The following is a 12,256-nucleotide window of genomic DNA, read 5'->3' on the forward strand; positions in this document are numbered from 1 at the left end:
ATGACCCATTTCCTGCCGCGCCGGCTGCCACGCCCGCGCCTGCACGGCAGGCGTGCGGCGGGCCTGTCGCTGCTGGAAATGCTGTTGGTGATCGCGCTGATCGCTGCGATCGGCCTGATCACTGCTGCAGGGCTGTCGCGCGGGTTCGCCGGCATGCAGCTGCGCAGCGCCGGCAAGGACATCGCCAACCAGCTGCGCATGGTGCGCGCGCAGGCGATCGCCCGCGGCGAGCCGCAGCGTTTTGTCATCGAGCCGGCAAAGCGGCGCTGGGAAGGCGCCAACCAGCGCCACGGTGACGTGCCGGCACAGCTGCAGGTGCAGTTCGAAGGCGCCGCGCAGCTGGCCACCGCGCCGGGGCAGGGCGTGATCGAGTTTCACCCCGATGGCGGCTCCAGCGGTGGCCGCATCCGGTTGCAGCGTGACGACGCCGAATGGCGCATCGATGTTGGCTGGTTGACCGGCGAGGTCCGCTCCGGCCCCTGGCGGTCGCAATGAAGCGGCGCGCCCGCGGCTTCACCCTGCTGGAAGTGATCATCGCCTTCGCCCTGCTCGGGTTGGCGCTGACCCTGCTGTTGGGAAGTCTCTCAGGTGGCGCGAAACAGGTGCGCGAGGCCGAGCTGCGCACGCGTGCGGTGCTGCATGCGCAGTCGCTGCTGGCCGAGGCCGGGGTTGCCTCGCCACTGCAGGTCGGCAGTCAGCAGGGTGACTGGGAACAAGGGCGCTACCACTGGCAGCTGCAGGTGCAGCCGTGGGTGGAGCCACGCGCCGGCAACGTGGCGCAGGCGCAATCTCAATCACCGGGTGCCCCCTGGTTGGCCGAGCTGCAGCTGCAGGTGCGGTGGGGCGACAGTGAGCGTGAGCAGCTGCGCTGGCGCAGCCTGCGCCTGTTGCCGCCGGACCTGGAGAGCGCGCGATGAAACGCCGCGCCGCGGGTTTCACTCTGGTTGAAGTGATGCTGGCCACGGTGCTGCTGGCCGGTGGCCTGGCGTTGGCGTTCGCCAGCGTTCGCTCGGCGATGGCGGTCAGCCAGCGCGGCGAGCAGATCGCTGCCGAGAGTGAACGCATGCGCGCAGTGGAGACGTTGCTGCGTCGGCAGTTGGCAGGCGCGCTACGTACGCCGCTCGAAGCGCCTGATCCCACCCGCGAGCCGATCTTCTTCCAGGGTGAAGAGAATCGCATGCTGTTCGCCGCGGATCTGCCGGGTTATCTCGGTCGGGGGGGATCGTACCTGCATGCACTGCAGGTTGATGGCCGCAATGGCCAGCAACGTCTGTTGCTGGATCTGGTGCTGCTGCAGGAAGGCGAGCGCATCGCGGAGAATCCACCACGTCCGCCGGAAGTGCTGGTGGAGAACCTGAAGTCGGTGCAGCTGCGCTATCGCGGCATCGATGCCAGCACCGGCCAGGTGACCGACTGGATGCCGCGTTGGGACGATACCCGTCGCCTGCCGATGCTGGTGGAGATCCAGATCGTGCCAGCCAAGGGCGCGCCCTGGCCCACGCTGGTGGTGGCGCCGCGCGCCGGTGGCAGCGGAGGTGCACGGTGATCCGGACACGTGGCGCGGCACTGGTGCTGGTGCTGTGGCTGATCGCGTTGATGACCGCACTGGTCGGCGCCTTCGCGCTGAGTGCGCGTGTCGAGCACCTGCAGCAGCGGGTGCTGGATGACGATGCGCGTGGCCAGGAGCGTGCACGGGCGGGTCTGGAGTACGCATTGACGCGGCTGTCCGCCGATCCGCAGCGGGCGCCCTGGCGCGCCGATGGCCGTACCTATCGATGGCAGTTCGATGACGCCAGCATCGAGATCAAGGTGCTGGACGAGAACGGCAAGATCAACCTGAACCTGGCCGACGTGACCCTGTTGACCGCCTTCCTCAAGGCGCTGGGCGAAGACGAAGGGGCAGCGCGGCAGTTGGCCGGTGCCATCGTCGACTGGCGTGACGAGGACAGCCTGCTGCAGCCGGGAGGGGGCGCCGAGGCGCCTGACTACGCGGCGGCCGGGTTGCCGTACGGCCCGCGCAACAAGCGTTTCGAGACCCTTGGCGAGCTGCAGCGGGTGCTCGGCATGCGTGGGCCGCTGTATCAGAAGATGCTGCCGCACCTTACCCTGTACAGCCGCCAGGCGCGGCCGGATCCGCAGTTCGCCAGTGCCGTGGTGTTGACCGCATTGGGCCTGGACGCCGATACCGTGCTGGCCCAGCGTGCCCAGCAGGAGCGTGATGCCGATTCCGCTGCCGGTGCGTCAACCCTTGCCAGCAGCAGTGGCACCTATAGTATCGAGTCCCGTGTCACCGACGGCAGTGGACGCCGGTCGGTGTTGCAGGCGGTGGTACGCAATGGCTCGGGCGGGGTTCCCGGGCGGTCCTACACAGTGCTTCGCTGGGAGCAGGGAATGACAGCAAGATGACGGCTTGGCAGGACAGTCTGCGGCAGGTGCAGGGCCGGATCGGCCCCGGCGTCGGCCGCTTCCTGCGCTGGTGGCGGCAATCGCTGCTGGCCTGGGTGCCGGCTCGTTGGCAATGGGCGCTGGGCTGGGCACAGGCACGCCTGCTGCTGCAGTGCGAGGGCGAGCAGTTGCAGGTCTGGCGTGAGGCGGGCGAGCGTCGCGAGCCGGTGGCGCGCCTGCCGTGGCCGCTGTCGCTGGCTGAACTGGACCGGGTGCTGGAGGCGCGCCTGCGCAGCCTGCCGCGGGTGTGGCTGCTGCCGGCCAGCGATGTACTGCGTCGTCAGCTGCGGTTGCCTGCGGCGGCGGCCGACCGCCTGCGCGCGGTGGTCGGCTTCGAGATCGATCGGCAGACGCCGTTCGAATCCAGCCAGGTCAGTTACGACGTGCGTGAACTCGGTGTGGCCGGCGAAGGCCAGCTGCAGGTCGAACTGGTGGCCTGGCCTCTGCGCCAGCTGGAGGCCTGGCGCAACGACGTGGGCCAATGGGCCGACGCGCTGGCCGGTGTCGATGCGATTGATGCACAGGGCACCACGCTGCAGGTGAACCTGCTGCCGCCCGCACAGCGCCAGGTGCGGACCGATCCGATGCGGCGCTGGAACCTGCTGCTGGCGGTGGCCGCGGTGGTGATGCTGGTGCTGGCCGGCCTGCAGCTGCTCGACAACCGTCGCGCGGCGGCCGAAGAACTGCGCGCGCAGGTGGAGCGCAGTGCGCGCAGTGCACGCGGCGTGGCCAGCGAACGAGCGCAGCTGCAGGCGCTGATCGATGGTGCGGCGTTCCTGGAAAAGCAGCGCAGCCAGCGCGCAGGTACGGTGGAGATCTGGACCGAACTGACCCGCCGCCTGCCGGAAGGTACCTATCTGGAAAAGCTGGCCATCGAGAGCAACAACCTGCAGTTGATCGGGCTCAGCCGCGAGGCGTCGCAGCTGGTACAGCTGCTGCAGGACGCGCCGCAGTGGCGCAAGGTCAACCTGACCGGTGTGCTGCAGGCCGATGGCGCCGCCAGTGGCCGCGACCGCTTCACCATGACCGCTGAGCTGCAGCCGTTGCCGGCAGCGGCCCCGACCCGGGAGGCGGCCGATGCCGATGCCAAGCGCACGCCGTGACCGCTGGCTGGCGCTGGCGCTGCTGCTGGCAGTGCTGGGCCTGGCCTACCTGCTGCTGGTGCACCCCTGGTTCACCCAGCCGCTGCGCGAGATCGATGCCGATGTCGCGGCGCTGCGCGAGCGCGAGTCGCGCGTACAGGCGCAGCTGCAACAGCAGCCGCAGATCGAACAGCGCCTGCGAGCCACACGCGAAGCCCTGCAGCAACGGCCGGGATTCCTGCGCGAGGCCACCGCCGAAGCCGCCGCCGCCGCACTGGGCGCCAAGCTGCAGGATGCGGTGGCGATGGCCAGCCCGGGCAACCGCAGCTGCACCATCAGCAACCGCACGCCGCTCACCGACAACCGCCGCGACGCCGAGTTCGTGCGCGTTGCCATGCAGGTACGCCTGCGCTGTGGCGTGGCCGAACTGGCCACCGTGCTGCACAGCCTGGAAACCGGCAGCCCGCGTTTGTTCGTCGACAACCTCAACCTGATCGCACAGCGCTTCCAGCAGTCGCCGAATGAATCCGGGCTCGGCCTGGACGTGTCGTTCGAACTGGCCGGTTACCTGCTGCCCGGTGCCGCTGCCGATGGCGCTGCGCCGGCACCTGCCGCCGAGCCGGGCGCGGCGGCGCCGCCGCCATCGACCGCACCAACACCCGCACCGGCTGCGCCGGAAGAAGGGCAGGAGGTGGCCGATGAAGCTTGAGCAGATCAGCCTGCGTACCGGCTTCCTGCTGGCTCTGGCCGGCTGGGCGGCGGCGGTCTGGCTGGCCACCGGCTTTGGTCTGGGCAGTCGGTTGCCGGGTGCCGACAGCGATGCCGATGCGGCGCCCTCGCTGCCGGTCCTGCCGCCACTGGCTGCCGAGCGCATGGCCAGCGCCGACAGTTACAGCGCCATCGGCGAACGACCGCTGTTCGCCGAGGACCGCAGGCCGAAGCCCTACCTGCTCGGGGGCAGCGAGCCCGCCGCCAGCGCCGCGCTGCGCCTGACCGGCGTGCTGCTGACCGGCGACTTCGGCATGGCCACCTTCACCACCGAACAGAACCGTTCGCTGCGCCTGCGCCTCAATGGCGACGCCGTGGATGGCTGGCAGCTGGTGGGGCTGGCGCCACGCCAGGCCACGGTGATCGGCCCCGGTGGCAACCAGGTGCTGGAACTGGCCGTATTCAATGGGCAGGGCGGCGAGCCGCCGACCGTGCTGCGCGGCGCCAACGGTGCGCCGCCGGCAGGTGCCATCGTTGTGCCGCCCCCGGCAGGCGCTCCGCCGGCACCGCCGGCGGCGGCTGCAACCCCATCGCCGTCGCCTGCTGGCAGTGCGCCAGCGCCTTCGGCTGCGGCGGCCGCCACACCGCCTGCCAACAACAACGGCCCCAGCGAAGCGCAGATGCAGGCCATCCGCGAACGCATCCAGGCCCGTCGCCGCCAGCTGCAACAACAACAGCAGCAACAACCGTCGCCGCCCCCGGGCGATGGCACCAACCGATAGAGTGAATGCATGAGCCTGCGTTTTCTTCCCTGGTCCTTTGCCCTCGCGCTGCTGGTCGGCTGCAGCACCGTGTCCGCGCCGCATGTGCAGCGCAAGGGCAACCTGACATCCACCACCGATGCCGGACAGGCAGCGGAGGTGGCCGCCGATGCCGCCCGCGACGCACAAGGTGCGCCACAGGCGGTGATCCGTCGTGGCACCGGCACCATGATCAACCGCGAGGCAGCCCGCTCGCCGGCACCGGCACTGCATGGCGCCAGTACCGGTGAAGCGACCTTCAACTTCGAAGGCGAGTCGGTGCACGCGGTGGTCAAGGCGATTCTCGGTGACATGCTGGGCCAGAACTACGTGATCGCACCGGGGGTGCAGGGTACGGTCACGCTGGCAACGCCCAAGCCGGTGTCGCCGGCGCAGGCGTTGAACCTGTTGGAAATGGTGCTGGGCTGGAACAACGCACGCATGGTCTACAGCGGTGGCCGCTACAACATCGTCGCCGCCGACCAGGCGCTGGCCGGCACGGTTGCGCCGAGCACGGCGCCGGCCGCCAGCGCGCGCGGTTTCGAAGTACGTGTGATCCCGCTGCAGTTCATCTCCGCCACCGAGATGAAGAAGGTGCTGGAGCCGTATGCGCGGCCCAACGCCATCGTCAACGTCGACAGTGGTCGCAACGTGATCACCCTGGGCGGTACCCGCGCCGAGCTGGAAAACTACATGCGCACCGTCGAGATCTTCGACGTTGACTGGCTGTCGGGCATGTCGGTGGGCGTGTTCCCGATCCAGTCCGGCAAGGCCGAGCAGGTCGCCGCCGACCTGGAGAAAGTATTCGGCGAGGAGAGCAAGACGCCAAGCGCCGGCATGTTCCGCTTCCTGCCGTTGGAAAACGCCAATGCGGTGCTGGTGATCACCCCGCAGGTGCGCTACCTGGACCAGATCCAGCAGTGGCTGGACCGCATTGATACGGCCGGTGGTAGTGCCCGCCTGTTCTCCTACGAACTGCGCTACATCAAGGCGCGCGACCTGGCCGAGCGCCTCAGTGAAGCGTTCGCCAGCAGCAGCAACCGCGGTGGCTCCAGCCCTGCATCGCTGGCGCCGGGCGCGATGCCATCGCAGCTGGGCAGTGATGGCGACCGTGGCATGGACAGCAACAACAGCAGCAGCTTCGGTTCGACCCCGGGCAGCAGCGCCAGTGGTGGCGGCAATGGCAGCATGAACCTGCCGCAGCGCCAGTCCGGCAACGTCAGTGTCAGCCTGGAAGTGGAAGGCGACCGCGTGGGCGTGTCGGCGGTGGAGGAAACCAACACCCTGCTGGTGCGTTCGACCCCGCAGGCCTGGCGCTCGATCCGCGAAGTGATCGAGAAGCTGGACGTGATGCCGCTGCAGGTACATATCGAAGCGCAGGTGGCCGAAGTTTCGCTGGATGGCGACCTGAAGTACGGCGTGAACTGGTTCTTCGACAATGCCGTGGCCGGGCGTGCGCTGACGGGAGCATTGGGCGGCGTGACCCTGCCGGCAGCAGCGGGTGGCTCCTGGAGCAGCTTCGCCGGTGCCGCGACCGGTGGCGAAGGCCTGGGCTGGGCGTTCACCGGCCACAACGGCGCAGCGGTGGTGAGCGCGCTGGACAAGGTCACCGATGTGCGCCTGCTGCAGACCCCTTCGGTGTTCGTGCGCAACAATGCCGAGGCCACGCTCAACGTGGGCGACAAGGTGCCGATCAACACGACTACGGTGAACACCGGCATCGGCACCAGCAGCTACAGCTCGGTGCAGTACATCGACACCGGCGTGATCCTGAAGGTGCGCCCACGCGTGACGCGCGACGGCACGGTGTTCCTCGACATCGTGCAGGAAGTGAGCAGCGCCTCGAACGTGCCCGACAACTGTAATCCGACCGAGCGCAACTGCAACCCGCGGATTTCCACCAAGAAGCTGTCGACCGAAGCGGCGGTGCAGAGCGGCGACACCATCATGCTGGCCGGTCTGATCACCGATTCGGCCACCGATGGCAGCAGCGGCATTCCCGGGCTGAGCCGGATTCCGGTGGTGGGCGCGCTGTTCGGGCAGAAGAGCCGCACCAGCCGCCGTTCCGAAGTGATCGTGCTGCTGACCCCGAGCATCGTGCGCAACAGCCAGGAAGCGCGCAATCTGACTGACGAGTACAGCCAGCGCTTCCGCGCGATGGAGCCGCTGAACCAGCCGCGCGCAAAGAAGTAAGGGGTTTACGGCCGGGCTGCGCCCGGCACCCGCAGAGGCCAGAGCCGGAGCAAGAGCCAGAGCAACGGCAACAGCGGGTTTACTGAGGGGTGGCGGGGCACTGTGGGTTTGCGGGGACGCCGTAAATACGTCCATGTAGGCTTGGTCGCCGCATCCATGCGGCTCACACCCCGCAAACCCACAGTGCCCCGCCTTCGACAGTTTCCTGCTGCTGTTGGCAGGTGTCGACCTTGGTCGACACGATCCACGCCATGCGTGGATGCTTTTCGATTCAAATTCGAAATATTCGATTCCGATGGAGATTCATCCACGCATGGCGTGGATCTACTGCAGATCGCGGAGATCTGTCGAAGGCGGGAGGGGCCCGGTTGCGGGGGTGCCCGCGGCATGGATGCCGCGGCCAAGCCTACAGGGACGTATTTACGGCGTCCCCCGCAACCGGACCCACCCCGCCATCCCGCAGGAACCCAGCTTTTGCTTCGGCCGTTGCTGTTGCCCTGGCCTGAAGCGGGTGCCGGGTGCAACCCGGCCGATACCCTCCCAGTGCTAGGCTGTGGCTACCGACAACCACGGAGGCGGGATGGGGGCGATCGTGTTGTTGCCGCTGTGCGTGGACGATGCCGCGCTCGACCGTTGCCTGGCTGCACTGGATGCGGGCACCGCGCCGGGCACTGCGGTCTGGCTGGCCGACGATGCGCAGACCGGGCCGCGCGCGCAGGCGGTAGTGGAACACTGGTTGGCACAAACGCCATTGCAGGCAGAGTACACCCGGCGTGCACGGCCGCTGGGTGAAGTCGCCCACCTGGACGAGATGCTGCGGGCCTGCGATGGCATGGACGTGGCGGTGCTGGCACCGGACAGCGTGCCGGCGCCGGGCTGGCTGCATCAGCTGCAGGATGCCTTCGCCCGCGATGCCGCCATCGCGACCGCAACCCCGTGGTGCAATGCCGGCGAAACCGCTGCGTGGCCCCGGCTGGGCGAGATCAATCCGGAACCGGACGATGCCGCGCTGCTGGCGCAGACCTGTGCGGGCCTGCCAACGCTGCACCCGGAGCTGCCGTCGGCAGTCACCCACGCGGTGCTGGTGCGGGGCAACGCGCGACGACGTGCCGGGGGCCTGGACGTGGACAGCTACGGCGGTTGGAATGCGGCACTGGTGGACCTGAGCCTGCGCATGGCTGGCCTGGGATGGCGCAACGTGTTGTGCGAGACCGCCTTCGTCAGCCGGGCAGGGGAGGCGATCAGCCGTGATGGCGATCTCGAGGCCCTGGCCGCACGCTGGCCGGGCTGGGTGCCGCGGTTGGCTGACTTCCTCATGCACGATCCGCTGCATGGCCTGCGTGCCGACCTGCGGCAGCGCATGCGGCAGGCGATAATGCCGAAGGAACAGGGGGACCTGTTCGTCCCGTCTGCGCCGGAGCCTCCCGTTTGAATGCTGCCATTGCCGCCATCGTCGTCACCTACCAGAGCGGCAGCACCATTGATGCCTGTCTCTCGCGTCTGCGCCAGGCGCAGGATGTGGCCGAGATCCGGGTGATCGACAATGGCTCGATGGATGGCACGCTGGATATCGTGCAGCGCCATGCCAGCCATGATCCGCGCGTGCGTTTCGTCGGCAATCCGGACAACCCCGGCTTCGCCGCCGCCAACAACCAGGGCGTGGCCGACTCGCACAGCCCATGGCTGGCCTTCATCAACCCGGACCTGATGGTCGATCCGGACACCCTGGCTGAACTGCGCTCCCGTGCCGAAGCGCTGGGCGACTGCCTGCTGGGCGTCGAACAGGTGGACGAGCATGGCCATGCCGACGAGGCGGTGCGTCGCCGTGATCCGGATTTCCTGTTGATGCTGCGTTCGCCCGGCAAGGGCTCGAAGCTGGCGGTGCCGCGTGATCCCCACCAGGCGCTGCAGCGGGTGCCGGCCCTGTCCGGTGCGCTGCTCATGATGCCGCGTGCACTGTTCGACCGCATCGGCGGCTGGGACGCGGGCTACCGCCTGCATGCCGAGGACCTGGACCTGTGCCGCCGGGCACGCGAGGCCGGCGCGGTGGTGGCGATCGCCAACGATCTGCATGTCACCCATGTGCGGGGCGTCTCAAGCCGCTCGCGGCCGTTCTTCGTCGAATGGCACAAGCACAAGGGCCTGTGGCGCTACTTCCAGAAGTTCGAGGCCGCGCAACGTTCGCTGCCGGTGCGGGCTGCGGTGTGGGCCGCGATCTGGGCGCATGCGCTGATGCTCGTGCCGCGCCTGCTGCGCAGGTCGTTGTAGAGCCGAACCCACGCTCGGCTCAGGCAACAATCCAGCCGAGCGTGGGCTTGGCTCTACGGAAGGCGGGCGCGCCCACGGTTCACTCCGCCGGGCGCATAATCCGCCCCATGCCTATCATCCAGTCCCTGCTCGACACCGACCTGTACAAGTTCACCATGATGCAGGCGGTGCTCCACCAGCACCCCGGCGCCCAGGTGCAGTACCGGTTCAAGTGCCGCACGCCCGGCATCGACCTGGCTCATTACATCGACCAGATCGACGAAGAGATCGACCACCTGTGCAGCTTGCGTTTCAGCGACGCGGAGCTGGATTACATGCGTGGCCTGCGTTTCGTGAAGCCGGACTTCGCCGATTTCCTCGGCCTGTTCCACCTCGACCGCAAGTACATCCAGCTGCGCGCGTCGAAGACCGTGCCCGGCGAGATCGAACTGGACATCACCGGCCCGTGGCTGCACACCATCCTGTTCGAAGTGCCGCTGCTGGCGATCATCAACGAAGTCTGGTTCCGCAACACCACCACGGCCGACTTTGCCGAGGGCGAGCGTCGCCTGCAGGCCAAGGCCGCGCTGCTGCGTGATACCCCGGGCTTCGAGCAGTGCCGCATCGCCGACTATGGCAGCCGCCGCCGGTACTCGCGCGACTGGCACGCCCGGCTGCTGCCGCTGCTGCGCGATGCGCTCGGCCCGCAGCTGGTCGGTACCAGCAACGTGCACTTCGCCCGCCTGTACGGCATGACCCCGCACGGCACCATGGCGCATGAGTATCTGCAGGCGTTCCAGGCACTGGGCCCGCGCCTGCGCGATTCGCAGGTGGCGGCACTGGAATCGTGGGCGCGCGAGTATCGCGGGGATCTGGGCATCGCGCTGTCCGACGTGGTCGGCCTGGATGCGTTCCTGCGCGACTTCGATATGTACTTCTGCAAGCTGTTCGATGGTGTCCGCCACGACTCGGGCGATCCCTTCGACTGGGGCGACCGCATGCTGGCGCACTTCCAGCAGCGCCGGGTGGATGCACGCAGCAAGGTGCTGGTGTTCAGCGATGGGCTCGACATCGCCAAGGTGATGCGCCTGTACGACTACTTCCGGGGGCGCTGCCAGGTCGCGTTCGGCGTCGGCACCCACCTGACCAATGATCTGGGGCCAACGCCGCTCAACATCGTCATCAAGATGGTCCGCTGCAACGGCCAGCCGGTGGCCAAGCTCAGCGATTCGCCGGGCAAGAGCATGTGCGACGACCCGGGCTACCTGGCCTACCTGCGCCAGGTCTTCGAACTGCCGCCGGCGTAAAACACGTCGGCTTGCAGCGCGCCGGCTTACAGGTAGTCGACCACCACCAGGTAGGCGCCCTGCAGCGGCTGCTGCTTCGAGGCCTGCACGCTGTAGCGCTCGGAGAAGGCGATATCGCCGGCGCGCATCGCGCTGGCCGACACCGACAGCTTCTGGCCCTGGCGCTTGCCGTCGCGCAGCGTCGCGGCCTGGCCATCGGCCAGCGCCGTCACCGCCACCGTCGAGCCCTTGGCCGAGGGCGGGCAGGCGGCCAGGCTCAGCTCACCCTGGGACAGGTTCGTCGTGCAGCCCGGCTCGGCGATACGGCCGCTGAAACGGATGCTGCCGCTGCTGGCCTGGGCCAGCGCACTGACGGACATCAGGGCCACGCACAGCAGAATGGAGTTCCTCATGACACGTTCTCTGGTTCGGTGTGTCCTAGTTAGCGACAGGTTCGATCCGCCTTTAATAGGACGATTTCGAATCTGCTAGGGCCGTCACCAACAAAGAGTGATGCGCATCAAATAAGGTGATTTCCACCTTAAAAAGGCCTGTTCCGCGCATGCCGAACGCGTCACCAAGAGCGTCATGCAAGGTCGCTTGTGACCTGATCCCGGCCACCGTCAAATCCTCTGCGCGCCCCGCGATCTGATTTCGCTTACCACGTCACATTTAAGGCGTCAATGAATTGGCGTTCAGAAAAATAATGAGACTTTCATCACAGTTGTGCATATACTTGCGTCACGGATTCAGGGGAAGGTATGTCCGAGTCCGGCCACAGGTGAGACGCAAGGATGGGTCTTGATAGCCCCGGCAGTGCTCCTTGCTTCCTCCTCTACTTCTCATCTCTTCAGTAGGGTTAGGTAAAAGCGAATGCACAAGATCAATATCATCGCCGCTCTGATGCTGGCCGCCGCTCCGCTGGCCGCCAACGCCGCCGACGGCACCATCACCTTCAACGGCAAGGTGACCGACAAGACCTGCACCATCTCGACCCCGGGCGGCAAGGACTTCTCCGTCAACCTGCCGACCGTGTCCAAGAACACCCTGGCCACCGCAGGTTCGGTTGCCGGCCGTACCCCGTTCGCCATCAACCTGACCAAGTGCAGCGCCGGCAACGTCGCGACCTACTTCGAGCCGGGTTCGACCGTTGACTTCAACACCGGCCGCCTGCTGAACCAGGCTTCGGCCAACGCTGCCACCAACGTGCAGCTGCAGCTGCTGGGTTCGAACAACCAGGTCCTGCCGATCAAGGCTGCTGGCGCTGGCCTGGCCCAGACCAACTCGCAGTGGGTCACCGTCGGCACCGACGGCTCGGCCGACCTGAACTACTACGCTGAGTACTACGCCACTGCCGCCGCCACCCCGGGCGACGTCACCAGCAGCGTCAAGTACACGATCATCTACAACTGATCGTAGCCGTACCCGCACTGGCCGGCGTACGCGCCGGCCAGTGCTCCGCGGCCTCTGGCCACACCCCTAGAGCGTAGTACTT

The 12,256-nt window shown here is 67.5% G+C and carries 13 protein-coding genes; 12 read left to right on the forward strand and 1 reads right to left on the reverse strand.

Annotated elements, in window-relative coordinates; genetic code table 11:
- The 11 genes from xpsH to pncB all read left to right on the forward strand — a co-directional run bounded on the left by xpsH (position 1) and on the right by pncB (position 10,782).
- Positions 1-495: a type II secretion system protein XpsH gene (xpsH, locus tag HLA98_RS09665; RefSeq protein WP_049443607.1), complete on the forward strand. Its 495-nt coding sequence runs from the start codon at positions 1-3 to the stop codon at positions 493-495.
- Positions 492-917, forward strand: coding sequence for a type II secretion system protein XpsI (gene xpsI / locus HLA98_RS09670; protein ID WP_049443609.1), 426 nt, complete (start codon positions 492-494; stop codon positions 915-917). Before xpsH ends, xpsI begins: the two co-directional genes overlap by 4 nt.
- The gene (locus tag HLA98_RS09675) at positions 914-1,546 is read left to right on the forward strand and encodes a type II secretion system protein J (RefSeq protein WP_057501353.1); all 633 of its coding nucleotides are present in this window, start codon (positions 914-916) and stop codon (positions 1,544-1,546) included. Before xpsI ends, HLA98_RS09675 begins: the two co-directional genes overlap by 4 nt.
- Positions 1,543-2,406 carry a type II secretion system minor pseudopilin gene (locus HLA98_RS09680; RefSeq protein ID WP_049443613.1) on the forward strand — a complete coding sequence of 288 codons (864 nt, stop codon included), beginning with the start codon at positions 1,543-1,545 and terminating at the stop codon, positions 2,404-2,406. Before HLA98_RS09675 ends, HLA98_RS09680 begins: the two co-directional genes overlap by 4 nt.
- Positions 2,403-3,548, forward strand: coding sequence for a PilN domain-containing protein (locus tag HLA98_RS09685; protein WP_057501354.1), 1,146 nt, complete (start codon positions 2,403-2,405; stop codon positions 3,546-3,548). The genes HLA98_RS09680 and HLA98_RS09685 overlap by 4 nt, the downstream gene beginning before the upstream one ends.
- Entirely contained in the window at positions 3,523-4,236 is a 714-nt protein-coding gene (gspM, locus tag HLA98_RS09690) for a type II secretion system protein GspM (protein ID WP_057501355.1), read from the forward strand. The genes HLA98_RS09685 and gspM overlap by 26 nt, the downstream gene beginning before the upstream one ends.
- Positions 4,226-5,017 (forward strand): type II secretion system protein, XpsN-like, encoded by a 792-nt coding sequence (locus HLA98_RS09695; RefSeq protein WP_057501356.1) that lies wholly within the window; start codon positions 4,226-4,228, stop codon positions 5,015-5,017. The genes gspM and HLA98_RS09695 overlap by 11 nt, the downstream gene beginning before the upstream one ends.
- Positions 5,018-5,026: 9 nt before the next feature.
- Positions 5,027-7,228 (forward strand): type II secretion system secretin GspD, encoded by a 2,202-nt coding sequence (gspD, locus tag HLA98_RS09700; RefSeq protein ID WP_057501357.1) that lies wholly within the window; start codon positions 5,027-5,029, stop codon positions 7,226-7,228.
- Between the two features lie 580 nt (positions 7,229-7,808).
- Positions 7,809-8,660 (forward strand): glycosyltransferase family 2 protein, encoded by an 852-nt coding sequence (locus HLA98_RS09705; RefSeq protein WP_057501358.1) that lies wholly within the window; start codon positions 7,809-7,811, stop codon positions 8,658-8,660.
- A complete protein-coding gene (locus tag HLA98_RS09710) occupies positions 8,657-9,496 on the forward strand; it encodes a glycosyltransferase family 2 protein (protein WP_057501359.1) in 840 nt (279 codons plus the stop codon). Before HLA98_RS09705 ends, HLA98_RS09710 begins: the two co-directional genes overlap by 4 nt.
- 107 nt (positions 9,497-9,603) lie before the next feature.
- On the forward strand, positions 9,604-10,782 hold the full coding sequence (gene pncB, locus HLA98_RS09715; protein ID WP_010482009.1) for a nicotinate phosphoribosyltransferase: 1,179 nt from the start codon (positions 9,604-9,606) through the stop codon (positions 10,780-10,782).
- Positions 10,783-10,808: 26 nt separating this feature from the next.
- Here pncB and HLA98_RS09720 read toward each other — a convergent pair whose 3' ends face one another.
- Positions 10,809-11,174, reverse strand: a complete 366-nt coding sequence (locus HLA98_RS09720) for a fimbrial protein (RefSeq protein ID WP_014645902.1) — start codon at positions 11,172-11,174, stop codon at positions 10,809-10,811.
- A 460-nt stretch (positions 11,175-11,634) separates the two neighbouring features.
- Between HLA98_RS09720 and HLA98_RS09725 the strand changes: the two genes are divergently transcribed.
- Positions 11,635-12,174 (forward strand): fimbrial protein, encoded by a 540-nt coding sequence (locus HLA98_RS09725; protein ID WP_049444976.1) that lies wholly within the window; start codon positions 11,635-11,637, stop codon positions 12,172-12,174.
- Positions 12,175-12,256 lie beyond the last annotated feature (82 nt).

The sequence above is a fragment of the Stenotrophomonas africana genome (genome assembly GCF_013004645.1).
Lineage (GTDB): Bacteria > Pseudomonadota > Gammaproteobacteria > Xanthomonadales > Xanthomonadaceae > Stenotrophomonas > Stenotrophomonas africana.

What these genes read in the sequence shown, in the direction of transcription:
- HLA98_RS09725 (WP_049444976.1), top strand. Translation starts at nt 11,635, where the DNA reads ATGCACAAGATCAATATCATCGCCGCTCTGATGCTGGCCGCCGCTCCG.
- HLA98_RS09695 (WP_057501356.1), top strand. Translation starts at nt 4,226, where the DNA reads ATGAAGCTTGAGCAGATCAGCCTGCGTACCGGCTTCCTGCTGGCTCTG.
- HLA98_RS09720 (WP_014645902.1), bottom strand. Translation starts at nt 11,174, where the DNA reads ATGAGGAACTCCATTCTGCTGTGCGTGGCCCTGATGTCCGTCAGTGCG.
- xpsI (WP_049443609.1), top strand. Translation starts at nt 492, where the DNA reads ATGAAGCGGCGCGCCCGCGGCTTCACCCTGCTGGAAGTGATCATCGCC.
- HLA98_RS09705 (WP_057501358.1), top strand. Translation starts at nt 7,809, where the DNA reads ATGGGGGCGATCGTGTTGTTGCCGCTGTGCGTGGACGATGCCGCGCTC.
- gspD (WP_057501357.1), top strand. Translation starts at nt 5,027, where the DNA reads ATGAGCCTGCGTTTTCTTCCCTGGTCCTTTGCCCTCGCGCTGCTGGTC.
- HLA98_RS09685 (WP_057501354.1), top strand. Translation starts at nt 2,403, where the DNA reads ATGACGGCTTGGCAGGACAGTCTGCGGCAGGTGCAGGGCCGGATCGGC.
- xpsH (WP_049443607.1), top strand. Translation starts at nt 1, where the DNA reads ATGACCCATTTCCTGCCGCGCCGGCTGCCACGCCCGCGCCTGCACGGC.
- pncB (WP_010482009.1), top strand. Translation starts at nt 9,604, where the DNA reads ATGCCTATCATCCAGTCCCTGCTCGACACCGACCTGTACAAGTTCACC.
- HLA98_RS09675 (WP_057501353.1), top strand. Translation starts at nt 914, where the DNA reads ATGAAACGCCGCGCCGCGGGTTTCACTCTGGTTGAAGTGATGCTGGCC.
- gspM (WP_057501355.1), top strand. Translation starts at nt 3,523, where the DNA reads ATGCCGATGCCAAGCGCACGCCGTGACCGCTGGCTGGCGCTGGCGCTG.